This window comes from Streptomyces sp. GQFP (assembly GCF_021545335.1).
Classification (GTDB): Bacteria; Actinomycetota; Actinomycetes; order Streptomycetales; family Streptomycetaceae; genus Streptomyces.
In genome coordinates, this window is the sequence record NZ_CP089312.1 from 3,529,479 (window position 1) to 3,552,168 (window position 22,690).

Below are 22,690 nucleotides of genomic sequence, written 5' to 3' on the forward strand. Positions count from 1 at the left end.
AACAACACCGAAAGCCACCCCAAAGAACGATAAACAGCCACCTTCCGGACATTCGGTCGAGGGTTTCGAAAATCTTCGTTGAAGATTTGAGCGTGACCGGATCCTGGTCCGTATAGGACGGGGTGACCAGGAATCCCGTCACCGTCACGGTGGCGTATCAAGTGATCCCGGGCCGCGAGACCGAGTTCCACTCCTGGGGGTGGGCCATGCTCCGGGCGACCGCGCGTGAGCCGGGTTTTCTGGGGGGTGGTGTGCTTGTCGACGGAGAGGCGGACTGGCATGTGGTCTACCGCTTCGACAGTGAGAGTTCGGGCCTGGCCTGGGAGAACTCCGTCACTTGGGCCCAGTGGACGGCCAAGGCGCAGACACTTGCCCGGGAGACCGGGCGCCGCAGCGTCGAGGGATCCAGGACGTGGTTCGAGTCCCAGACGGACACGCCGGCCACCGCTCCACCGCCCGCTCCGCCCCGCCCGCCGGAGAAATGGAAGCTCTGGTTCGTGAATATGAGCGCGGTTTTTCCACCGGTGCTCATATTCAATCTGACCATTCTCCCCTACCTCGGCGGCCTCAATCCGCTGATTCGCACTCTACTGCTGTGCCTTTCCGTGACGGCAATCGTCACCTATATCCTCATGCCGCGCCTCCAGCGCTTCTTCAAGAAATGGCTGTATCCGCCGCTCCAGGCACTCCGTGGACGGCACAAACGGCGAACCGCTTGAACGACGACCTGATCGACGGCATGAACGATGCAAGGGAGGTGGGCGGGTGAAGACCCTGCTCATCGACAATTATGACTCGTACACGTACAACCTTTTCCAGCTGATCGCGGAGGTCAACGGCGAGGAGCCGGTGGTGATCCGCAACGACGCACCGACCAGCGCATTCGACACTCTTGCCGAATTCGACAACGTGGTCGTCTCCCCCGGGCCCGGCCACCCCGCCGCACCCCGCGACTTCGGGATCAGCGCACGTGTACTCGCCGAGTCCCCGATCCCCGTACTGGGCGTCTGCCTGGGGCACCAGGGGATCGCGCTCGGTGAGCAGGGCCGGATCGTGCCCGCCCCCGAGCCTCGTCACGGGCATCTCTCCACGATCCGGCACGACGAGCAGGACCTCTTCAAGGGGCTCCCGCAGAACTTCACCGCCGTGCGCTACCACTCCCTCGCCGTGCGCGAGCCGCTGCCCGAGACCCTCCAGGCCACCGCCTGGTCGGAGGACGGCGTCCTGATGGGCCTGCGGCACCGCACCCGCCCCCTGTGGGGAGTGCAGTTCCACCCGGAGTCCGTCCTCACCGAGTACGGCCGCCGCATGCTCATGAACTTCCGCAACCTCACGGCGGACCGCGCCCACAAGCTCCGTACGAAGAACACCGCCGTCACCCGCCGGGCCGCGGCGATGCCCGAGGCGTCCGCGGCCTCCCCGGCGCGCATGCCCCGCATCCCCGCCCAGCGCCGCTCCTCACCGCAGCGCCCCACCCACCGTCTCCACACCCGCCGGATCGCCACCGCCGTGGACACGGAGGCCGCCTTCGGCCGGATGTACGCCGGTTCGCCGCGCGCGTTCTGGCTGGACAGTTCTCAGGTCGAGGAGGGGCGGTCGCGGTTCTCGTTCTTCGGGGACGGGTCAGGACCGCTCGCCGAGTTCGTGCGGTACGACGTCACGAGCGGCGTCTGTGAGATCGAGCGGGCCGGACGGCCTTCGCGCAAGGTGAAGGCGAGCGTCTTCGACTATCTGAAGCGGAAGTTGATCAGCCGTCAGGTCGACGCGACCGGCCTGCCCTTCGACTTCACCGGCGGATACGTCGGCTACTTCGGGTACGAGACCAAGGCCGACTGCGGCGCCTCGCCCAACGTCCACCAGGCCCAAACCCCGGACGCCTGCTGGCTGTTCGCCGACCGGCTGATCGCGGTGGACCACCAGGAGGGCTACACGTACGCGGTCTGTCTCGCCGAGGACACCCCGCAGGCCACGCTGGAGGCCGCCGACTGGCTCGACACCGCGCTGGCCCAACTCACCTTCGTCGTCGCGGAACAGCCGCTCCCGTCCGTGCCCTCCGTCGAGCCGGACCCGGCCGCGGCCGAGCCCTGGCTGGTGCGCGACCGGGACACCTATCTCGCCGACATCGCCGCCTGTCAGCGGGAGTTGAAGGCCGGTACGAGTTACGAGGTCTGTCTCACCAACGCGGCCCGGATGCCCGCCCCGCCGGACGCGTACGACTACTACCGCGTCCTGCGCCGCGTGAACCCGGCGCCGTACGCGGCCTTCCTGCGCTTCGGGGACCTCGATGTGGCCGGCTCCTCCCCCGAGCGGTTCCTGCGCATCACCCGGGACGGCATGGCCGAGGCCAGACCCATCAAGGGCACCGCCCCGCGCGGCCACGCGCCGGAGGAGGACGACGCCCTCCGGGACTCGCTCGCCGCCGACGACAAGACACGCGCCGAGAACCTGATGATCGTCGACCTGCTCCGCAACGACCTGGGCCAGGTCTGCCGCACCGGCACGGTCCGGGTCTCCCGGCTCATGGTCGCCGAGACGTACGCCACCGTGCACCAGCTCGTCTCCTACGTCGAGGGCCAGCTGCGCGAGGGCACCGACGCGGTGGACGCCGTCCGCGCCTGCTTCCCCGGCGGCTCCATGACCGGCGCGCCCAAGCTCCGCACGATGGAGATCATCGACTCGCTGGAGACCGAGGCCCGTGGCGTGTACTCCGGCGCCCTCGGCTACCTGGGGTGCAGCGGCGGCGCGGACCTCAGCATCGTCATCCGAACCGCCGTACTCGCCGACGGGGAGATGCAGTTGGGGGCCGGCGGCGCGATCGTCCTCGGCTCCGACCCGGTCGCGGAGTACGACGAGATGCTGCTGAAGACGGCCGCCCAGATGCGGGCCTACGACGAGTACCGGCAGCAGCACAAGGAGTCCTCGTCGCTGTCGGCCACCGCCGAGGAGGCCACCCGATGACGCTCCACCAGGCGACCAGGACAACCGCTCCCCCCACCCCTGCCGACGCCGACGCCCCCGGCAACCTCGCCGCCCATCTCGCCGCCCTCGCCGAGCGGCGCGGCTGGCGCGACCGGGCCGCCTTCCACCAGAGCCACCAGGGGCACCGCTCCTGGACGCACGGCGAGGTGCACGAGCTGGCGGCCCGTACGGCGACGGTGCTCGCCGGGTACGGCGTGCGCGCCGGGGACCGGGTGCTCCTCGCCCTGCCCGACGGCATCACCTGGGTGACCGCCTTCCTCGCCATCGCCCGGCTCGGTGCCGTGGCCGTCCTGGTCAACCCCGAACTGCCGCCCGCCGACCACGCGTTCATGACCGAGGACGCGGAAGCCGTGCTGTGCGTGACCGGTCCCTGGCTGGAGGAGGGCGAGGCGGACGAGAAGCGTTTCGCGGGCCGCCCGCTCCTCGGCGCCGATCAGCTCTCCGCCCTCGCCCCCACCGCCGAACCGGCCACCACCGCCCACCCGGTGGACGCGCATACACCCCTCTACGTGCAGTACACGTCCGGAACGACCGGGCGCCCCAAGGGAGTTGTGCACACGCACGGCGACCCGAAGACCTACCACGACCTCATCGGGCGCCGGCTGCTCCGCATCACCGAGGACGACGTCACCCTCTCCGTCTCGAAGATGTTCTTCGCCTACGGCTTCGGCAACGCCTTCGTCTTCCCGCTCTTCTCCGGCTCGTCGGCCGTCCTGGTGGACCGGCGTCCGACCCCGGCCGCCGTCGACGAACTCGTCGCCCGGCACCGGGTGACGCTGATCTACTCCGTGCCGTCCGCGTACGCGTCCCTCGTCTCCGACCGGGGCAGCGGCCACCAGGCCTGCTTCGCCTCCGTACGGGCCGCCGTGTCGGCCGGGGAGGGACTGCCGGAGGGGCTCGGGCAGCAGATCGAGGAGCTGCTCGGGGCGCCGGTGCTGGAGCAGATCGGCTCGACGGAGGCCGGACACGCCTTCTGCGCCAACAGCTTCGACCACAACCACCCCGGTACGGTCGGTCGTCCCGTCCCCGGGTTCGAGGTGGAGCTGCGCGACCGCGCCGGGGTCCGGTTACCCGAGGGGAGCGCGGAGGGCGAACTCTGGGTCCGTGGGCCCACGGTGACGTCCGGGTACCTCAACCGGCCCGAGGAGACGGCCCGTTCACTGGTCGGCGGCTGGCTGGCCACCCGGGACCGGGCGGTGCGTGAACCGGACGGCACCTACCGGCACTTGGGCCGCGCCGACGACATGGAGATGGTCGGCGGCATCACGGTCTCCCCGCTGGAGGTGGAGGCCGTACTGCGCACCCACCCGGCGGTGAGGGAGGTCGCCGTCGCCGCGCTCACCGACGAGCGGGGCTTCAGCAGACTGCGCGCCTTCGTCGTGCCCGTCGGACCGGCCCGGGCGGGCCTGGAGACCGAACTCATCGAGCTGGCCCGGGCCCGGCTCGCCGCTTTCAAGGCCCCCCGCAGCGTCAGTTTCGTCCCGTCGCTGCCCCGCACCTCGACCGGGAAACTCCGCCGCCACCTGGTCCGCCAGGGCGCCTGGTGACTCGTACCACCACCGCAACCGTCACAACCGCCTGCCGTACTTCAGAAGGGAACGGGCGCATGCCACAGCAGCAGCCCCTGCTCGCCGACCGCGGTTTCTATCTGGGCCCGATCTTCCGGCGGGCCGCCGACCGCCACGGAGCCGTCTTCGTCACCCTGGACCGGCCGCTGGATGTCAGCCCGGACCTCGGGGTCGACCTCAGCTACAGCCAACTGGCCGATCTCGTCGAGGAGTTGTCGGCCCGGCTGTGGGCGGCCGGGGTGCGGCCGTCCGAGCAGGTGGTCGTCCACAAGACGGACAACGTCGACATCGTGCTGCTGACCTGCGCCGTCTCCCGGATCGGCGCGGTCCCCGTGCTGCTCTCCCCCGCCCTCGCGGGACCGGTCGTCGGGCAGTTGCTGGAGCGCCTGCAGCGCCCCTGGCTGCTCACCGACAGCACCAAACTCACCGGCCCGCTCAAGGAGTTGGACCTCTCTCCGCTGGTACGCCGGACCCTCACCGTCGACGCCGGCGCCACCGCGGCCGACGCCGAACCGCTGGAGAAGCACGCCGGCGCCGAACCCGCCGCGCCCGTCCGGCTCCACCCCCGCGAACCCGCCCTGATCACCCACAGCTCGGGCACCACCGGCATTCCCAAACTCGCCGTGCACTGCGCGAACACCATGTGGAACAGGCTCGTACCGCAGCAGGCGATGGGCTGGCCCACGCGCGGGGAAACGGCCGCGCTGCACATGTCCTTCGTGCACTCGCGCTTCTACCATCTCCTCGGCGTGCTCCTGCACTTCGGCAGCCCGCTGCTCCTGATCACCGACCCGACCCCGGCCAGCGTGGGCCCGCTCCTCGCCCGCCATCGCCCGGGCATCGTCGAGACGCACCCCAACACCTTCGTCCTGTGGGAGGAGTTGGCGGACGCGCCGGGTCAACCCCTGTCGCGCGTACGGTCGTACGGGTCGACGTTCGACGCGATCCACCCGCGTACCGTGAAGCGGCTGCTGGGCGCCTCGAAGCGCCGTAACGCCTGGCTGATCCAGCTGTACGGGCAGAGCGAGACCGGGCCCGTCGCCTTCCAGTGGTTCACCCGGCGCAGTGCCGCGAAGGCGGACGGGCGGCGGGTCGGGATCGGGATCCCCGGCTTCACGCGGGTCCGGATCACGGACGACAACGGGCAGCCCGCCGCCCCGGGAAAGCCGGGCCGGATCGAGGCCCGTACCCGCGGACGCATCCTCACCTACCTCGGCGCGCGCGAGCAGTACGAGCGCCAGCTGGACGGCGGCGGATGGTGGCAGATGGGCGACATGGGCTACCGGAGCAGGCTCGGCGCGCTCTATCTCATCGACCGCGAGATCGACCAGATCGACTCCGTGCACAGCAATCTGGAGGTCGAGGACACGCTGATGGACCGGCTGGAGGAACTGCGCGAGGTCGTCATCGTGCCCGGCGCCGACCGTGAGCCGGTGCCCGTGATCTGCGTACGGGACGAGGTGCCGCTGGACCCGGACCGCTGGAAGCAGGCGACCGCCGACCTGCCGACGATGGCCGAACCGCGTCAGTGGCGGTTCGAGGAGCTGCCGATGACGGCGACCTGGAAGGTGAAGCGGGTGGAGATCAGCCGCATGCTGGCCGAGAGCGCACGCGCGTGACCACCTCGGAGCGGGTCCTTGTGGTGGGGGCGGGTCCCGTCGGCCTCTCCGCCGCCCTCGGTCTGCGGGCCCACGGACTGCCCGTCGTGGTCCTGGAGTTGGACCCCGAGGACCGTGAACGCCCGGGCAGCCGCGCCCTGTTCGTGCACCGCGAGACCCTGCGCCTGCTGGACGCGATGCGCCCGGGCCTGGCCGCCGAGTTCACGGCGTACGGCCGCACGTGGCACACCCGGCGCACGCTGTACCGGGGCCGCGAGGTCTACTCCCGCACCTTCCCCGAGACGCCCAACCCCCCTGTCTCCACCCCACCCTTCACCAGCCTGCGCCAGGTCGACACCGAGCGTTTTCTGCGCGCCGCGTGCTGGGACGCGGGCGTGGAGTTCGCGTGGGGCGTGCGCGTGACGGGCGTACGGTCCTCACCGACCGGGGTCACGCTCACCGACTTCGACGGGGGCGTCTGGCACGGCACCCATGTGATCGCGGCCGACGGCGCCCGGTCCGCGGTCCGGGCGGAGTTGGGGATCGCCATGGAGGGGACGCGCTCCGAGGGCTTCCATGTGGTCGTGGACGTCGCCGACATCCCCGGCGCCGAACTCCCCCTGGAACGCGTCTTCCACTACGAACACCCAGGTGTGGGCGGCCGGAGCGTGATGCGGGTGCCCTTCACCGGCGGCTTCCAGGTCGACCTCCAGTGCCGCGACGACGACCAGCAGGAGGCGTACGGCACGGAGGAGGCCGTACGGGACTGGCTGCCGAGGGTCCTGGAGGCACCCGGGTACGGGTCGCAGATCCTGTGGGTGTCGACGTACCGCTTCCTGCGCAAGGTCGCGGACGCGTTCACCGATCCGCACCGGCGGGTGCTGCTCGTCGGGGAGGCGGCGCATCTGTTCCCGCCGTTCGGGGCGCGCGGCATGAACAGCGGGATCGCGGACGCGGCGGCAGCGGCGGAGGCGATCGCGGCGGTGACCAGAACCGGGCTGGTGGGAGCGGTCGCCGAGTTCGCCGAAGTACGGCGTGCGGCGGCCCTGTTCAACAGCGCGGCCGCCGGTACGGCGCTGGACCACCTCCGCCCCCACCGCCGGATCGTCCGGGCCAAGCAGCGCGCGGCGGCGGCCCTCGCACCGGTCCTGCCGTGGTGCGGATCATGGCTGGAGCACGCGCCGTACGGGCCGCGCAACGGGGCACCGGCGGTGGCCGGCCGCAAGTACTGACCGAGGCACCGAGGTACCAAAGCATCGAGAAAGAGCACTTGATGACGCACCCAGCAACACAAGCAGCAGCCGCGGAAGGACTGTTGGCCTGGTCACCGCGCCGTGGGCTGACCGGTCCTGGCGCCACGGACTCCGTACCGACGGTGGGCGAACGGCTGGCGGTCGCCGACTCATGGCTGCTGCGCGACGGCCGGGTACGGGGCCTGCCCCGCCACCGGGAGCGCTTCCTGCGGGCCTGCGGTGACTCCGGCGGCCCCTCGCTGCGCCACCTGGTGGACTTCTGGCGCGACATGACCGCCGCACTGCCACGCACCGGGGAGTGGTTCCCCCGGGTGGAACTGGGCGCCGAATCAAGGGAGTTGAGACTTCTCCTCCGTCACGCTCCGCCGCTCGGCACGGGCGTACGGGTCTGGGCGACGGCCCAGTCCGATCCGCGTACCGTCCCCCGCCGCAAGGGCCCCGACCTGGACATCCTGGCCCGGGTCCGACAGCGGGCGGCCGGCGCGGGTGCGGACGAGGCGGTGCTGATCGCACCCACGGGCGTGGTCCTGGAGGGCGCAACGTCCAGCGTCCTGTGGTGGGAGGGCGACACCCTGTGCTTCCCCTCCCCACAGCTCCCCGTCCTGGCCGGAGTCACCCTCTCCCTCATCCAGGAACGCGCCCAGCGCACCGGCATCCGCATCGCCCACCGCGAACGCGTCCTCGCCGACCTGGACGGCCGAGAGGTGTGGCTGGTGAACGCGCTGCACGGAATCCGCCCGGTGACGGAATGGACGGCGGGCGAAGGATCGGAGGAACCGCTTTTGCGGGCGGGACGAGCGGAGCGGGCAGCTGAATGGCGGCAATGGCTGGAGGACCTGATGGAGCCGCTGCAATAAACAAAGAAACGTAAACTGAAGAAAGGTGGGGCAGGGCGTCGAATTCGCCCCGCCCCACCTTTTCACGCCCAAATTCAGCTGATCTTCGTTCAGCTGCTCTTCTTCGCCGCCGACTGATAAGCCCCCGGAACCATCCGCGTCGCGATGGCGATCCGGTTGTACGCGTTGATGACGGTGGCCGCCCAGATCAGCGCGGCGACCTGTGCCTCGTCGAAGACGGCGGCGGCCTCGGCGTACACGTCGTCGGGCACGTGTCCGTCGTGCACCAGGGTCACTGCCTCGGTCAACGCCAGTGCGGCGCGCTCCCGTTCGGTGAAGAAGGGGGTCTCCCGCCAGGCGCTGAGGGCGTAGATCCGCTGCTCGGTCTCCTCCTGGGCGCGAGCGTCCTTGGTGTGCATGTCGAGGCAGAACGCACAGCCGTTGATCTGGGACGCGCGAATCCTGATCAGCTCCAGGAGTTCGGGTTCGACCTTGGCATCCTGCGCGGCGGAAACGGCGGCGCCGTGCAGGGCACCCATCGACGCGGAGACGTCCGGGGTGATTTTCTTGAGGGCGACTCGGGATATCGGTTCAGTGGTGGTCATGGGAATACTGTAACTGCTGAAGAGTACTCCAGGATCGGAAATCTGACGGAATTACTGCACCGGGCAATCGGGCTCCGGCACATAGCGGAAGATACGGCGGGTCATGCGTCGTGGTCCCGTCGCTGGTGGGAGCGGAGCAGTACGTTCGCGTCCGTCTCCCCGCTCCAGTCGAACCCGGCGCGGGCGGCGGCGCGTTGGGCACCGAGTTCGGCGCACTCCGTACAGCCCGGGACAGGCACCGGCGGGCGTCGGGCCTCGTGCTGCGGCGCGTTCACCGGTTCCGCCCGGTTGCGCGTCCCCTGGTCGTTCGCGGCCCGCACCTTGGCGCTCAACTGCTCGGCGGGGGTCGCGGGGCGTACGTCCCCGGGGTCCGCCTCCCACTCCCGGCCGCCCCCAAGCGGGCGGAGCAGCAGATACGGGCCGGCCTTGGCCCGGTACTCCCCGACTCTCCCCGACTCCCCGTCGTACAGCACCGCTCCGGCCTCCGGGGCCGTACCCGCACACTTGTCGGTCTCCACGCGCTTCTCCTTCGGGGGGCAACTACCGGTTGTGGAGACAGCGTTGCGCTCCGTTGGGTAGCTTCACCAGGGAGAACGCCATGACCTGACCGAGGTCATGGGAGGTCGCCATGACCGCCTCCCGGTCATGACGGAGGAGGTTTGCGCATGACCGTCGAGACCGACCCGGCCCCCGACCCCACCAAGTCCCTTCTGGCCTTCTTCGGGACGGAGTTGGCCCGTATCCGCACGAAGGCGGGGCTGTCCCAGGAGAAGCTCGCGAAGCTGGCCCACACGACCCAGTCCATGATTTCGAAGGTGGAGGCGGCGAAGAGGGTCCCCTCGGAGGACCTGGCGCGCGACCTGGACATCGCGTTGAAGACGGACGGGCACTTTCAACGGTTGTACCCGCTCGTCATCCATTACGCGTATCCGTCCTGGTTCCTGCCGTTCGTGGAACTGGAACGGATTGCCGTGTCCATCCGGTCGTTCCAGGGCCAGATCCTTCACGGCCTGTTGCAGACCGAGGACTACGCGCGCATCATCCTGGCCGCAGGCCGACCGGACAACCTCGACGATCTGCTGGCCGCCCGGATGACGAGGCAGTCGATCTTCGAACGCGAGGACCGCCCTCGCACCTGGTTCATCATCGACGAGTACGTCCTCATGCGGCACATCGGCGGTGAGGCCGTGATGCGTGCCCAGTTCGAGCATCTGCTGGAGGCGGGCCAACATCCCCGCACGGTAATCCAGTTGATCCCCCGCGCGATTGCCGCGCATCCTGGGCTGAAAGGTCCGTTCACAGTTCTCGGGTTCGACGAGGGCGAGGATGTGCTTCACGTGGACGGCTTCTCGCAGGGACGGACAACCGCAGACCATGCCGAAGTGGCCGAGGCGGACCGCACCTATGATCTGCTCAGGGCGATGGCCCTGTCACCCGACGCGTCGGCCGAGTTGATCGGCAGGCACCTGAAGGAGCTAGGCACATGATCAGCGCGAGCGAACTGCCCGTTGCATGGCGCAAGAGCAGCTACAGCAGCCCCAACGGCGGCGAGTGCCTCGAAGTCGGGGACGGTATCGCCAGCGTCGTCCCCGTCCGAGACTCCAAGGCGCCCCATGGGCCCGCCATCCTCTTCGCCTCGGCCGCCTGGGCCCCCTTCCTCGCTGAGGTCAAGGGGAAGTAGGCACCGGACGGAACCCTCCAGTGACCCCGCACTCCCTGGCGTTCTACGTGGACGTCGTCACCACCGGCACCGTGCTCGGCGTGGGCGGCCCCGCGGATTCTCCCGAGCAGGTCGCCAATGCCCAGCATGTGCCTCGGCTACGGCTTCGTCGAGTTCTTCTGGGACCGTGCTTCCGCCGACGACCCCTGGTCGGGCCACCACTTCACCCTCCAGCTGCACCGGCTCGCGCACCGGAACCGCACCGACGTCCACGACGTACTTCGTGCCCGGTACGGGCGGTTCACCCCCAGGCTCCGGTTCGAGAAGTTGCAGCGTCTGCTGACGCGGCGCGGCGTGCCCCTGGTGGAGATCCCCGAGATCACGGGGACCGGTCCGTATTTCCATACGTTCTGGCAGCCCGACTCCCGTGTGGCCATCACCGTCATCGGCACCTACGGCGAGCACGAAACGCCGGACAATCTGCGGGTGGGCGACGTGTACAGCGTCCACGGCCCACTGCGTGCCGAGGAAGTCGCGTGGCGGAAGGCACAGGTTCAGGAACCGGTCTAGCGAGCGTTAGCGAGTGCTCGCCGTTGGTGATAGTCACGGCGAAATCAGCGAGATCATGATTTCCATCATCCTGGAAACGGCCGCGTGATGATGTCGATTCTCACTGTGCGCCAACATCGCCTCCACCCCCGAGCAGTCGGGCTGCTCAACCGCGCTTTGAAACGGCATCGCCTCCAAACTGCCACATTTCATAGTTTCCACATTCTGCCGTGATCTCGGCCGTTTCCTGAGCCGCAGTGAGGAAGTCGTCGACCACTGGCGAGGTGCGCGATGCCGCCACAGCGAGGCAGACCTGGTCGGGTGCCAGATCCGGGATGGGCACATAGATGATGTTCGGATGTGAGTAGAACACGGTCGCCGAACGGGCCAGGAACGAGATGCCCCGGCCGGCCGCGACATGCTCGAGCGTCTCGTCCACCCCGCGCACCAGGTACCCGGCGTTGGGGTGCGGGCGCCTGGTGGGCTGCGTGCTCGGGTCGGCATGCCAGACCAGTGGTTCGCCGGCCAGGTCGGCCTCGGTGACCTCCTCCTTGCCGGCCAACCGGTGGCCGGCGGGCAGCACCGCCACCCGCGGCTCGGTGTACAGCGGGGTGACACGCAGGCCGTCCCGTCGATAGGCAGCCGCACATAGCCGACGTCGATGCGGCCGTCGAGCAGCATCGGGGCCTGGTCGTCCCCTTCGATCCGCTGCACGTCCACGACCACGTCCGGGTGCCGGGCCTCGAACGCCCGCGCCGCCGGGACAACCGGGATGCCGGCCCGGAAACCCACCGTCAGCCGCCGGCTGCCACGGGCGGCCACGGACACCCGGCGGCGGACCGCGTGCGCGGAGGCGAGCAGCGGACCGGCGTCGTCGAGCAGTTGTCGGCCCGCGTCGGTCAGCGCTACGCCGTGGCGATCCCTGGTGAACAGCGAGGCGCCGAGATCCTGCTCGAGCGCGCGGATCTGCCGGCTGAGCACCGGCTGCGCGATATGCAGCTCATCGGCGGCGCGGCCGAAGTGCAACCGATCGGCCACGGCGACGAAGTAACGCAATTTGCGCAAGTCCAGATCCATGGCATCTCCCAGTCCGGTGATGCCTTCAGGGTATCACCGCCGTTAAAAGAGGTCTTGGACACCCACTCAGGCCAATGACAACCTGAACAGGTACCTAATGGGGCCGAAGCGAATTCGGCATGAGAATTCGGATACCCATCAATTCAACGGAGTGATCGTGGGAAAGCTCGATGGCAAGGTAGCGGTGATCACCGGCGGATCCACCGGCATGGCACTGGCCGGCGCCAAACTGTTCGTCGAGGAAGGAGCGCACGTCTTCATCCAGGCCCGGCGGCAGGAAGCACTGGACGACGCCGTCAAGCTGATCGGCCGCAACGTCACCGCCGTCCAGGGTGACGCGGCCGAACTGGACGACCTGGACCGCTTGTACGACACCGTCAAGCGGGAAAAGGGCTCGATCGACGTGCTGTGGGCCAGCGCCGGGATGGGCGAACCCGCCGTCCTCGGCGAGATCACCGAGGAACAGTTCCACCGCGCATTCTGGCTCAACGCGCGCGGCACCCTGTTCACCGTGCAGAAGGCACTGCCGCTGATCAACGACAACGGCTCGATCCTCATGACCGGATCCAACGCCTCCCTCGGCGCCTTCCCCGGCTGGAGCCTCTACGCGGGAAGCAAAGCCGTCCAGCAGGCCTGGGCCCGCGTCTGGCTCAACGAACTGCGCGACCGCAGGATCCGGGTCAACGTCCTGACCCCCGGTCAGGTCGCCACCGCCAAACAGGAAGAACTGTTCGACGAGGCAACCAAGGCCACATTCGAGTCCCTCATCCCCCGCGGAAAGATGGGCCGCCCCGATGAAATCGCGACCGTCGCCCTGTTCCTCGCCTCCGACGACTCCAGCTACGTCAACGGCCTGGAACTGGTCACCGACGGCGGCACCACCGCCATCTGAACCACACACAACAGGAAGAGAGCACACCTGATGAGCAGCATCACCCTCATCGGTACGGGGAACATGGCCCGTACCATCGGCACGCTCGCGGTGGCGGGCGGCAACACCGTCGAGGTCATGGGACGCGATCAGTCCAAGGCCGATGACCTGGCCAAGACTCTGGGCGGCGGCGCGACGACGGGCAAGTGGGGCGCCGTCCCGGCCGGGGACATCGTCATCACGGCCCTGTTGTCCGACGGTGTCGTTCCGGTCGTCGCCGAGTACGGAGACGCCCTCGCGGGCAAGGTCGTCGTCGACATCAGCAACCCGTTCAACGCCACGTTCGACGGACTGGCCCACAGCGAGGAGACCTCGATCGCGCAGGAAGTCGCCAGGGTGGCCCCGGCCGGCGCCAGCGTGGTGAAGGCGTTCAACACCATCTTCCGTAATGTCCTGGAGAAGGGCCGCCCCAACGTCTTCATCGCTGGCGACAATGCGCAGGCCAAGGCGGGCGTGGCGGCATTCATCGAGAGCCTCGGGCTGCGCCCGCTGGACGTCGGCGGCCTGAAAATGGCGCACTGGCTGGAAGGAATGGGCCTGGTCACGATGGGGCTCGCCGGCAACGGGGTTGGCCACTGGGACTTCGCCCTCGGCGTCAACGAATTCACCGGCTGAGCCCCCGGGGCCGAGCAGTCGGCGAACAGGGCGCCGTCCGCCCTGATAGTGGTTGATGGATCACCGACCCGCTGATGTCGGATATCGCCGTCCCGGTCCGGATCGGACGTCATGGCACATCCGAACGCGCGCAGACCCAACCTGGTGAACCTATGCGGTCACAACACTAGGAACCGGCCTGAGCAACCGTCGCGCACAACTCCTCCAGCGCCCCCGCCCACCCATGCTCCGCCGGTGTCCCGTACCCGACGACCAGCGCGTCGGTCCGCTCGACGGTCGACTCGGGGTGACGGTAGAGGTCGAGCCCGTGCACCGCCAGTCGCCGCCGTGCCGCTGCCCGTACGACCGACTCCTCGGTGCCGGGCGGGAGTTGGAGGACCGCGTGCAGACCGGCCGCGATGCCGGTCGCGCGGACCTGGGGTGCTCTGGCAGCCAGGGCCGCGACCAGCGCGTCCCGTCGACGCCGGTAACGCAGCCGGGCGGCGCGCACCTGACGGTCGTACGCACCCGAGTCGATGAACTCGGCGAGGGTCAGTTGATCGAACACCCCGCAGGACCAGTCGATCCGACCCTTCGCCGCGACGACCTCCCCGACGAGGGACGGCGGCAGCACCAGCCAGCCCAGCCGCAGCCCGGGCGCCAGCGACTTGCTCGCCGTACCGAGATACACCACCCGGTCGGGGTCCAGCCCCTGGAGCGCGCCCACCGCCTGCCGGTCGTAACGGAACTCCCCGTCGTAGTCGTCCTCCAGGATCAGCCCGTCCCCGCGCCGCGCCCAGTCCACGACGGCGGCCCGCCGGTCGGGATGCAGCGACTTGCCGATGGGGAACTGGTGGGCGGGCGTCAGCAACACGGCCCGTACGTCAGCCAGTTCCCCTTCCTCTCCCGTCAACTCCTCGGTACGGGTGCCCAGTTCGTCGAGGCCGAGCGGTACCGTCCGTAGCCCCGCGCGCTCCAACAGCCGCCAGTGGGCGTCCAGTCCGTACGACTCCAAGGCCAGTGAGGTGAGCCCCCGGGCGTGCAGGACCCCACCCAGCAGCATCAGCCCGTGCACGAAGCCGGAGCAGATGACGATCCGGTCGGGGTGGGCGCGGACGCCCCGGGCGCGGGCCAGATAGCCGGCCAGGGCGGTACGGAGTTCCACGCGTCCGCGCGGGTCGGAGTAGCCGAGGGCGTCGTTGGGGGCGCTGGTCAGGGCGCGGCGGGATGCCTTGAGCCAGGCGGCGCGGGGGAAGAGGGAGAGGTCAGGGCTGCCCGGGATCAGGTCGTGCACCGGCGGGAACGGTGAACGCGGATGCCGGGTCGGCCCGGCGGACGGGCGGGGTACGGTCCGCTCCGCCACGCTGGTGCCCGAGCCCTGGCGGGCGGTGAGCCAGCCCTCGGCGACCAGGTCGGCGTACGCGTCGGCGACCGTGTTGCGGGCGATGCCGAGGTCTGCGGCGAGGGAGCGGGAGGAGGGCAGGCGGGTACCGGGCGCCAGCCTGCCGCCGCGCACGGCTTCCCGGATCGCGTCCGTCAGCCCCCGGCGCACGCCGGTACCGGCTGGTTCTAGATGAAGGTCGACCCCCGAAGTGGCCCAGGATTCAGCCATGAAAATGGACCATACCCTTGGGCTACTGGCCACCTAGAGTCGTTGGCATGACCACCGATGAGAAGACCCCCCGTCTCCCCTGGGCCGATCTCGCCCCCGACGTCTTCAAGGCCATGATCCGGCTGGACTCGGCGGCCAGACAGGGCCTCGACCCGGTCCTCTGGGAGCTGGTGAAGATCCGGGCCTCGCAGATCAACCACTGCGCCTACTGCCTCGACATGCACACCAAGGACGCGCTCGCGGCGGGCGAGAGCGTGGAGCGGATCGTCCAGCTCAGCGCGTGGGAGGAGTCGGCGCACTTCTACACGGAGAAGGAGCTGGCGGCGCTCCGGCTGACCGAGGCGGTGACCGTCCTGACCGACGGCTTCGTCCCGGACGCGGTCTACGAGCACGCCGCCCGCCACTTCGAGGAGGCGGAACTGGCCCACCTGATCGCCGGGATCACGGTCATCAACGCCTGGAACCGCTTCGCGGTGACGACCCGTATGGTCCCCGGCCACTACAAGCCGGGCCAGTACGCGACCGGCGGCGCCAAGTGAGCGTGGACGTCTTCCGAGCCCTGCACCAACACCGCCTGCCCGACGACCCGTTGATCCTGCCCGGCCCCTGGGACGCGGTCAGCGCACGGGAGTTCGCCGCCGCCGGGTTCCCCGCGCTCGCGACACCCAGCGCCGGGATCGCGGCCTCGCTCGGGTACGAGGACGGGGCCACGCCCGCCGACGAGATGTTCGCGGCGATCGCACGCATCGCGCGGGCCGTGGACGTACCCGTGTCGGCGGACGTGGAGGACGGATACGGCCTGGCGCCAAGGGAGTTGGTGGACCGACTGCTGACCGCGGGCGCCGTCGGCTGCAACCTGGAGGACTCCCACGCGGGCGTCCTGGCCGACCCGCACGCCCACGCCGACCGGCTCGCAGAGGTACGGGACGCGGCGGGCGACCGGCTCTTCGTCAACGCCCGCGTCGATACGTTCGTATACGGCGACCAGACCCCCGAACAGGCCATCGAGCGGGCCGCGTTGTACGTGGCGGCCGGCGCGGACTGTGTGTACCCCATCGAGGCACCGCTCGCCGCACTTCCGCTGCTGCGGTCAGCCATCAGCGGTCCGCTCAACGTCTTCGCCACACTCGACGGCCCCTCCCCGGCCGAACTGGGCACCCTGGGCGCCACCCGAGTCACCTTCGGCCCGGGCTTCCTGCACTGGACGGCGGAGGCGCTGCGGGGGAGAGCGGCGGGGTTCATCGCGGGCGGAAGCGGGGCGGGGCCCGGGACCGAGGCCTGAACCGCGGCCGGACCCGGGACCGAGGCCTGAAGCAGGGCCGGACTCAGGCAGGCGCAGGCCCCTCGCCGACACCCTCGCCCTGCCCCCGTCCATCCTCCTCGCCCCGTCCCTCCTCCTGGCCCCGAACCTGCCCCCCGCCCGGCCCCTCCACCTGACCCGGAACCTGCCCCGTCACCCTCTCCTTCGCCGCCTCCTTCGCCTTCCTCCTCCCCTCTCGTACCGCCGTTCGGCGTGCCTCCTCCGCCTCCCAGCGGCGTTTCAGTTCCAGGGTGCGTTCGCTGAGCGGGGCCGGTTCGTCGTCCTCCTCCTTCCACAGGCCCTTCGCCTTCAGCTCGCGGGTCTGGACCTCGACCGGCGGTTCCGGGTCGAAGTCGGAGGGGCGCGGGCCCTCGGGGCCGTCGGGGCCGACCCTGATCAGGCGTTCGACGCGGGTGACGCGGTAGCGGATGCCGTCGACGGTCGCGACGTTCAAGCGCTTCTCGTCGACTCGGTCGGCGATCAGGGCGTACTCCGCGGCCTTCTTCTCGCTCAGCCGGAGCGTGAAGGGGGCCATCACGCGCAGCCAGTACGCCAGGGAGTCCCGCGCGCCCTGGGGTGTGGAGTCGGAGGCGCCGGGGTTGTGCGCCCGCCAACTCCCGTCCACCCGCTCGGAGATCATGTAGACGGCGGGCAGCAGCACCCCGCCCGGGTGGGTGTGCAGCGCCCGCCGCGCCTCGTCGCGAACCGCCTGCGGCGCACCCGGGGCGATGCCCACGAACTGGATCAGGTCCAGCTTGAGGATGCCGTCGGACAGCCCGGTACCGGTGACGGGATCGACCACGAAACCCTTCGTACGCGGCCCCACCTTGTACGCCTCGCCGACCTCCGCCGGGTCGGGGTCGGACGGGCGGGGTGGCTCGGGCCCGTTCGGCCCCATCCGGACGAAGCGTGAGGCGCGCACGATCCGGAATCTCTCGCCGCGGACCCGCAGGTCGTTCACGACCTCGCGGTCCATGCGCAGAGCCGCCGCCATCCACTTGCGCCGGGCGCCCTCGTCGCCCACCTTCTCGGCCTCGGTGGCCCGCAGCCGGAACACCGAGCCGAGCGAGTCCCGGGAGCCCTGCGGGGTGTCGCTGCCGTAGCCGAACAGCTCCCAGCCGCCCGCCTCGCGCTCCTTGGCATGGAAGAACTCGGGGATGCCCACCCCCATCAGGTCGGGGTACCGCATCGCGGCCTCTCCCGCCTCCTGCTCCGCGAAGGCCGCGATCGGGCCCTCCTGCGCGGTGACCCTGATCGTCAGATACGCCGGAACATCATCTCTGTAGTCGCCCATGCACTGAGCGTGCACACAAGGGAGTTGCCCGACACCGGGTTTCACCGAATTCGCGGGGCCCTGGCGTGGAACCCTGTGGAATCTCGCCGGTTCTTTGACTAAAGTCAAAGAAATCATGGACGACGCTGTGAACGATGTGAACACCCTCCGGCAGTTCAACCGGTACTTCACCCGCCGCATCGGCGCCCTCGACGACCACTACCTCGGCCAGGACCGGCCGCTCGGCGAGGCCCGGCTGCTGTTCGAGATCGCCGAGGCCGGGGACGGCGCCTCGCTGCGCGAGCTGCGCACCCGGCTCACCCTGGACGCCGGGTATCTGAGCCGACTGGTGCGCGCCCTGGACAGACAGGGGCTGGTCCGGCTGCGGGTGCATCCCGGGGACAGCCGGTCACGGGTCGTGGAGCTGACACCGGCCGGAGAGGCCGAGCTGACGGAGCAGAACCGCCGGGCCGACGCCCTGGCGGCGGGCCTCCTCGCCGGCCTCGACGACACCCGGCGCGGCGAACTGACCGCCGCCCTCGACACCGCCCGACGGCTGCTGCGCCTCGCGGCGATCACCGTCGAGACCGTCGACGGCGCGAGCCCCGACGCCCGCGCCTGCCTCGCCGCGTACGCCGCCGACATCGGCGAACGGTTCCCCGAGGGCTTCGATCCGGCTGCCCTCGTACCGCCGCACGAGGTGTCGGGCGACGCGGGCGCCTTCCTGGTGGCGTACGAGGAGGGGCGTGCCGTGGGCTGCGGGGCGCTGCGGCGGCTCGAACCGGGGGTCGGCGAGATCCGCCATGTCTGGGTGCACCCCGGGTCCCGCCGTCTGGGCCTCGCCCGGCGCCTCCTCGACGGCCTCGAACAGCAGGCCGCCGTACGGGACTTGACGGTCGTACGACTGGACACGCACGCGGTCCTCAAGGAGGCGCAGGCGATGTACCTGGCGTGCGGCTACACGGAGATCCCGCGCTACGACGACAACCCTTACGCGGGGCACTGGTTCGAGAAGAGGCTGTCCCCGGCGGCACCGGACGCACGCGGGCCCCGTCCGGCAGAAGCCTGAACGGGGCCCGGGAGAAGAGCGGTTGGGGCTGGTCCTGACTAGATGAGGCCGAGCGCGCGAACCGCCTCGCGCTCCTCCGCCAGCTCGGCCACGGAGGCGTCGATGCGGGCGCGGCTGAACTCGTTGATGTCCAGGCCCTGGACGATCTCGTACACGCCGTCCTTCGTGGTGACCGGGAAGGAGGAGATGATGCCCTCCGGGACGCCGTACGAGCCGTCGGACGGGATGCCCATGGAGGCCCAGTCGCCGTCGGCCGTGCCGTTGACCCAGGTGTGGACGTGGTCGATGGCGGCGTTGGCGGCGGAGGCGGCCGAGGACGCGCCACGGGCCTCGATGATCGCGGCGCCGCGCTTGGCGACGGTCGGGATGAAGTCCTCCGCGAGCCACTTCTCGTCGTTGACGACCTCGGCGGCGTTCTTGCCGGCGATCGTGGCGTGGAAGATGTCCGGGTACTGGGTGGCGGAGTGGTTGCCCCAGATGGTGAGCCGCTTGATGTCGGAGACGGTCGTGCCCGTCTTCTTCGCGAGCTGCGTGAGCGCGCGGTTGTGGTCGAGGCGGGTCATCGCGGTGAAGCGCTCGGCCGGTACGTCCGGAGCGGCGGCCTGCGCGATGAGCGCGTTGGTGTTGGCCGGGTTGCCGACGACGAGGACCTTGATGTCGTCCGCGGCGTTGTCGTTGATGGCCTTGCCCTGCGGCTTGAAGATGCCGCCGTTGGCCTCCAGGAGGTCACCGCGCTCCATGCCCTTGGTACGCGGGCGGGCGCCGACCAGCAGGCCCACGTTCGCGCCGTTGAAGGCCACGTTCGGGTCGTCCGTGATGTCGATGCCCTGGAGCAGCGGGAAGGCGCAGTCGTCCAGCTCCATGGCCGTACCCTCGGCGGCCTTGAGCGCCGGGGTGATCTCCAGGAGGCGGAGCCTGACCGGCACGTCCGCGCCGAGCAGCTGGCCGGAGGCGATGCGGAAGAGCAGGGCGTAACCGATCTGGCCGGCCGCGCCGGTGACGGTGACGTTCACGGGAGTGCGGGTCATGGCGTTCTCCGTATGACAGCTGGCGGTGGGGCGTCGCTGCCCCGGTTCGGATGATCGATCTCTTGGCATCAAGAGAGATCCGCCGTCAGGCTATCGCGCATCCGGGATCCCGGACGTCCGGGCCCCATGTGGCCCGCCCCACAGAGCCGCACCCACGGGCCGGGGAAGCGGCGGCCACCCGTCCGGGAGAGGTGTTGACGGGCGACCGCCGCCCGGGGACCGATCACGCCGGATCCCGTGGGGGTACTTCACCGCCTGCCCAGAACCGGGCCGGGCATTCCCCTCACATACCGATTGAACGCAATCCGGCGGAACGGACTCCGCCACACGAGGGGCATGACGCCCACACCTGCGGCGCGGGCCCGCACCTGCCGCGCGCGGCCCCGTCACCGCCGCGCGCGACTCACCCCCGCCGCGCGCGGCCCTGCCCCCCCTACTGCGTGCAGCCCTTCTCTCCGGTCGTCGCCAGGGTGACGCACGCCGTCGCGTCGCCCGCGTCCTTTACGGCCACCATCGGGGTGTACGCGTCGGTGTCCGTGTCGACCGCGCCGGTCTGCTTCGCGCCGCCGGAGGCGGTGACGTCGACCTTGTCGCCGGGGGCCGCCTGGGTGATGCGCGCCCAGGCCGCCTGGCAGGTCTTGCTGTAGCGGACCTCGACGAGCGTGGTGCCGACGGTGACGCTGTTGGCGGTCTGCGCCAACTCGCCGCCGCAGCCCATGTTCTCCGGGTCCTGGCCGGTGCACGCGTCGCCGCTGCACTCCACCCCGACCGGCAGGTCGGGATCGGTGCCGGCCGACGTGGTCGGGGACGGGCTCGGCTTGCTCGCCGCCGGTGTGTCGTCCCCCTGGTTGGTGAAGAACAGGGCCGCCGCGACCACCACCGACGCCCCCACGACGCCCGCAAGGAACATCGTGAGCCGCCGCTTGCGCCGCGAACCGCCTGAGCCACCGGAGCCACCGGGATCGCCGCTGCCGCCCGGCCTGGCGTCCTGCGGGCCACCGCCGGGCGTCGGTACGGGCGTACCGGGAGTCCAAGGCGTCCCGCCCGAATATCCGGGCACCCCCGACGCCCCGGACACACTGGGCGATCCCGAGGGCGGGGTGGCCGTGCGCCCCCCGGCGCCGCCCCTCGCCGCCGGCCCCTGATACCCGGCCAGGCCCCAGGAGTTGCCCTCGGCCGAGGCCGAACTCGCGGAGCCGGCCGAGCCGGCGGAAGAGGTGGAACTGGCAGAACTCACGGAGCCTGCAGAACTCACGGAGCCTGCGGAACTCGCGGAACTCACCGAGCCGCCGGAGGCACCGCCCCGCGCCGCACCCGCCCGTACGTCGCCCACCGAGTCCCGGGTCTCCGGGGTCGGCTGTGGCGGCACGGTCGGGGAGACACCGGCGGGGCCGGCGATCCCCGGAGTCACCGTCGCGCTCCGGGCGGCCCGCCCGTTCTTGCCGCTCCCGTTCTTCGTGTCGGCGGCAGGCGCCCCGAACTCCCCGAGCGCGGCGCGCGCCTGGGAGATCCGGATCGCCTCCATGGTCATGTCGTGACGCATCTCCGAGCGGCTCCAGGCGCGCTCGGCCAATTCCCACATCGTCGTCAGATGAACGGGATTGGTGTTGGTGACCTCGGCCAGGGCGACGATCGCGCCCTTGGGTGCGAGAAGACGGCCGTTGAGATATCGCTCCCAGGACGTCTTGCTGTAGCCCGTGCGGTCGGCCACCGCCGCGATGTTCAGGCCGCTGCGGTCCACGAGCCTGCGCAGTTGGCTCGCGAACTCCTTGACCTGCGGATCGAGATCATCCGGCAAGGCCCTCCAACGAGGCATAGCTTCCCCCCTCATTCCCCCCGGTCGTGCTGGCTGTTCTCCCGTGCGTAGTGCCGTGGATCCCTCGCCGAGTCTGTTCTTGAGTGTCTTGGCTACCCAAACGGATGCACCCATTCAGGATCTCGGTTCCCGGGGTGGGGGCGCACGGGAGCATTGTCAGGCCTGGAGGTGCACCGTTGCACGCCCCTGGCTTGCGGTCCAGTGTTCCACCGGTAGCCCTCCCGGCCGGACAGAACCCCTGGATGGTGCACGGGACGCCCCGGACCGTCCCGATTGCCCACATTAGCCGTGACGCGTTGCGCGCCGGTTGCAATTCCTCGAACTTATCGACACATCGCCACACAGAAAGCACAAGAGCGGTCACACCGGACGCAGTGTTGTCACATTCCCCCAGCGGCCTCAACCAAAAGCGACAGCGCCGACCACTGCGAGCAACCCGAGGGCCAGCACGAGGAGTACGGCGACGAGCAGCACGCGCCGGGAGGAGTCCCCGGAGGCCCGGGCGTCCCTCGCGTCCCCGGCGGACTCGGACTCGACCCACCACGGAAGAGTGGGCACCTCCTCCTCGTACACCCCGTACACCCCGTCCTGCCGCGCCGACTCCGCGACCGGCGCCGGTGGCCGGGGCCAGACCTGGACCGCCAACTCCCAGCGGACTCCGAAGCGTTCGGCGTCCGCCGGGGTGAGCCCCGCGACCCGGCACAGCGCGGCTATCGCCTGCCGGGGCGGCGGCTGGGTCGCGTTGAGGTACCGCTGCCAGGAGGACTTGCTGTACGCGGTGCGCGCGCCGAGCGCGGCCAGGCTGAGCCCGGTGCGGTCCTTGAGACCCCGCACCTGCTCCACGAAGTGCCGCACCTCCGGCGGCAGATCGTCCGGCAGCGGCTGCCAGGCGCTCATCGCGCATCCTCCTCGGCATTCGTCGACCTTCGTCGGCGTACGTCG

General features: G+C 70.2%; 21 protein-coding genes and 2 pseudogenes. 14 read left to right on the plus strand and 9 right to left on the minus strand.

Features of this window, described 5'->3' with window-relative positions; translation table 11 throughout:
* The first annotated feature begins 122 nt into the window (after positions 1 to 122).
* From LUX31_RS15460 to LUX31_RS15485, 6 genes are read left to right on the plus strand one after another with little or no spacing between them, the layout of a single operon-like run.
* A complete protein-coding gene (locus LUX31_RS15460) occupies positions 123 to 719 on the plus strand; it encodes an antibiotic biosynthesis monooxygenase (RefSeq protein ID WP_235475373.1) in 597 nt (198 codons plus the stop codon).
* Positions 720 to 765: 46 nt separating this feature from the next.
* A complete protein-coding gene (gene pabB, locus LUX31_RS15465; RefSeq protein ID WP_235475374.1) occupies positions 766 to 2,958 on the plus strand; it encodes an aminodeoxychorismate synthase component I in 2,193 nt (730 codons plus the stop codon).
* Positions 2,955 to 4,526 (plus strand): benzoate-CoA ligase family protein, encoded by a 1,572-nt coding sequence (locus tag LUX31_RS15470; RefSeq protein WP_235475375.1) that lies wholly within the window; start codon positions 2,955 to 2,957, stop codon positions 4,524 to 4,526. Before pabB ends, LUX31_RS15470 begins: the two co-directional genes overlap by 4 nt.
* Before the next feature lie 59 nt (positions 4,527 to 4,585).
* Positions 4,586 to 6,166 carry a class I adenylate-forming enzyme family protein gene (locus LUX31_RS15475; RefSeq protein WP_235475376.1) on the plus strand — a complete coding sequence of 527 codons (1,581 nt, stop codon included), beginning with the start codon at positions 4,586 to 4,588 and terminating at the stop codon, positions 6,164 to 6,166.
* The gene (locus tag LUX31_RS15480; protein WP_235475377.1) at positions 6,163 to 7,377 is read left to right on the plus strand and encodes an FAD-dependent monooxygenase; all 1,215 of its coding nucleotides are present in this window, start codon (positions 6,163 to 6,165) and stop codon (positions 7,375 to 7,377) included. Before LUX31_RS15475 ends, LUX31_RS15480 begins: the two co-directional genes overlap by 4 nt.
* 41 nt (positions 7,378 to 7,418) lie before the next feature.
* Positions 7,419 to 8,255: an aminotransferase class IV gene (locus LUX31_RS15485; protein WP_235475378.1), complete on the plus strand. Its 837-nt coding sequence runs from the start codon at positions 7,419 to 7,421 to the stop codon at positions 8,253 to 8,255.
* A gap of 89 nt (positions 8,256 to 8,344) precedes the next feature.
* Here LUX31_RS15485 and LUX31_RS15490 read toward each other — a convergent pair whose 3' ends face one another.
* Positions 8,345 to 8,839, minus strand: a complete 495-nt coding sequence (locus LUX31_RS15490; RefSeq protein WP_235475379.1) for a carboxymuconolactone decarboxylase family protein — start codon at positions 8,837 to 8,839, stop codon at positions 8,345 to 8,347.
* Positions 8,840 to 8,940: 101 nt separating this feature from the next.
* The gene (locus tag LUX31_RS15495) at positions 8,941 to 9,357 is read right to left on the minus strand and encodes a hypothetical protein (protein ID WP_235475380.1); all 417 of its coding nucleotides are present in this window, start codon (positions 9,355 to 9,357) and stop codon (positions 8,941 to 8,943) included.
* 147 nt (positions 9,358 to 9,504) lie between these two features.
* Between LUX31_RS15495 and LUX31_RS15500 the strand changes: the two genes are divergently transcribed.
* The 3 genes from LUX31_RS15500 (at position 9,505) to LUX31_RS15510 (ending at position 11,069) form a co-directional block, all read left to right on the plus strand.
* The gene (locus LUX31_RS15500) at positions 9,505 to 10,326 is read left to right on the plus strand and encodes a helix-turn-helix domain-containing protein (RefSeq protein ID WP_235475381.1); all 822 of its coding nucleotides are present in this window, start codon (positions 9,505 to 9,507) and stop codon (positions 10,324 to 10,326) included.
* A complete protein-coding gene (locus tag LUX31_RS15505; RefSeq protein ID WP_235475382.1) occupies positions 10,323 to 10,520 on the plus strand; it encodes a DUF397 domain-containing protein in 198 nt (65 codons plus the stop codon). Before LUX31_RS15500 ends, LUX31_RS15505 begins: the two co-directional genes overlap by 4 nt.
* Positions 10,521 to 10,637: 117 nt before the next feature.
* Positions 10,638 to 11,069 (plus strand): hypothetical protein, encoded by a 432-nt coding sequence (locus LUX31_RS15510; protein WP_328285658.1) that lies wholly within the window; start codon positions 10,638 to 10,640, stop codon positions 11,067 to 11,069.
* A 145-nt stretch (positions 11,070 to 11,214) separates the two neighbouring features.
* Here the strand turns inward: LUX31_RS15510 and LUX31_RS15515 are convergent.
* Both LUX31_RS15515 and LUX31_RS37880 read right to left on the minus strand, forming a co-directional pair.
* A pseudogene (locus tag LUX31_RS15515) lies at positions 11,215 to 11,876 on the minus strand (LysR family transcriptional regulator substrate-binding protein).
* 117 nt (positions 11,877 to 11,993) lie between these two features.
* Positions 11,994 to 12,125, minus strand: a pseudogene (locus tag LUX31_RS37880) (LysR family transcriptional regulator); the annotation flags it as partial.
* A gap of 157 nt (positions 12,126 to 12,282) precedes the next feature.
* Here LUX31_RS37880 and LUX31_RS15520 point away from each other — a divergent pair.
* Both LUX31_RS15520 and LUX31_RS15525 read left to right on the plus strand, forming a co-directional pair.
* Positions 12,283 to 13,017 (plus strand): SDR family NAD(P)-dependent oxidoreductase, encoded by a 735-nt coding sequence (locus LUX31_RS15520; RefSeq protein ID WP_235475383.1) that lies wholly within the window; start codon positions 12,283 to 12,285, stop codon positions 13,015 to 13,017.
* A gap of 30 nt (positions 13,018 to 13,047) precedes the next feature.
* Complete coding sequence (locus tag LUX31_RS15525) at positions 13,048 to 13,671, plus strand: NADPH-dependent F420 reductase (protein ID WP_235475384.1); 624 nt, start codon at positions 13,048 to 13,050, stop codon at positions 13,669 to 13,671.
* Positions 13,672 to 13,837: 166 nt separating this feature from the next.
* On the opposite strand, the gene pdxR is transcribed toward LUX31_RS15525, so the two are convergent.
* Entirely contained in the window at positions 13,838 to 15,262 is a 1,425-nt protein-coding gene (gene pdxR / locus LUX31_RS15530; protein WP_235475385.1) for a MocR-like pyridoxine biosynthesis transcription factor PdxR, read from the minus strand.
* A 47-nt stretch (positions 15,263 to 15,309) separates the two neighbouring features.
* Between pdxR and LUX31_RS15535 the strand changes: the two genes are divergently transcribed.
* A complete protein-coding gene (locus LUX31_RS15535; protein WP_235475386.1) occupies positions 15,310 to 15,801 on the plus strand; it encodes a carboxymuconolactone decarboxylase family protein in 492 nt (163 codons plus the stop codon).
* Positions 15,802 to 15,803: 2 nt separating this feature from the next.
* Positions 15,804 to 16,544: an isocitrate lyase/PEP mutase family protein gene (locus LUX31_RS15540; protein WP_443045964.1), complete on the plus strand. Its 741-nt coding sequence runs from the start codon at positions 15,804 to 15,806 to the stop codon at positions 16,542 to 16,544.
* 43 nt (positions 16,545 to 16,587) lie between these two features.
* Here the strand turns inward: LUX31_RS15540 and LUX31_RS15545 are convergent, their stop codons facing one another.
* Positions 16,588 to 17,856, minus strand: a complete 1,269-nt coding sequence (locus LUX31_RS15545; RefSeq protein ID WP_235475388.1) for a DUF5954 family protein — start codon at positions 17,854 to 17,856, stop codon at positions 16,588 to 16,590.
* 115 nt (positions 17,857 to 17,971) lie between these two features.
* Between LUX31_RS15545 and LUX31_RS15550 the strand changes: the two genes are divergently transcribed.
* Entirely contained in the window at positions 17,972 to 18,904 is a 933-nt protein-coding gene (locus tag LUX31_RS15550; protein ID WP_235475389.1) for a bifunctional helix-turn-helix transcriptional regulator/GNAT family N-acetyltransferase, read from the plus strand.
* A gap of 38 nt (positions 18,905 to 18,942) precedes the next feature.
* Here LUX31_RS15550 and LUX31_RS15555 read toward each other — a convergent pair whose 3' ends face one another.
* The 3 genes from LUX31_RS15555 to LUX31_RS15565 form a co-directional block, all read right to left on the minus strand.
* Positions 18,943 to 19,932: a malate dehydrogenase gene (locus LUX31_RS15555; protein ID WP_235475390.1), complete on the minus strand. Its 990-nt coding sequence runs from the start codon at positions 19,930 to 19,932 to the stop codon at positions 18,943 to 18,945.
* A 433-nt stretch (positions 19,933 to 20,365) separates the two neighbouring features.
* Entirely contained in the window at positions 20,366 to 21,730 is a 1,365-nt protein-coding gene (locus LUX31_RS15560; RefSeq protein WP_443045965.1) for an XRE family transcriptional regulator, read from the minus strand.
* A 417-nt stretch (positions 21,731 to 22,147) separates the two neighbouring features.
* The gene (locus tag LUX31_RS15565) at positions 22,148 to 22,645 is read right to left on the minus strand and encodes a helix-turn-helix domain-containing protein (RefSeq protein ID WP_235475392.1); all 498 of its coding nucleotides are present in this window, start codon (positions 22,643 to 22,645) and stop codon (positions 22,148 to 22,150) included.
* Positions 22,646 to 22,690 lie beyond the last annotated feature (45 nt).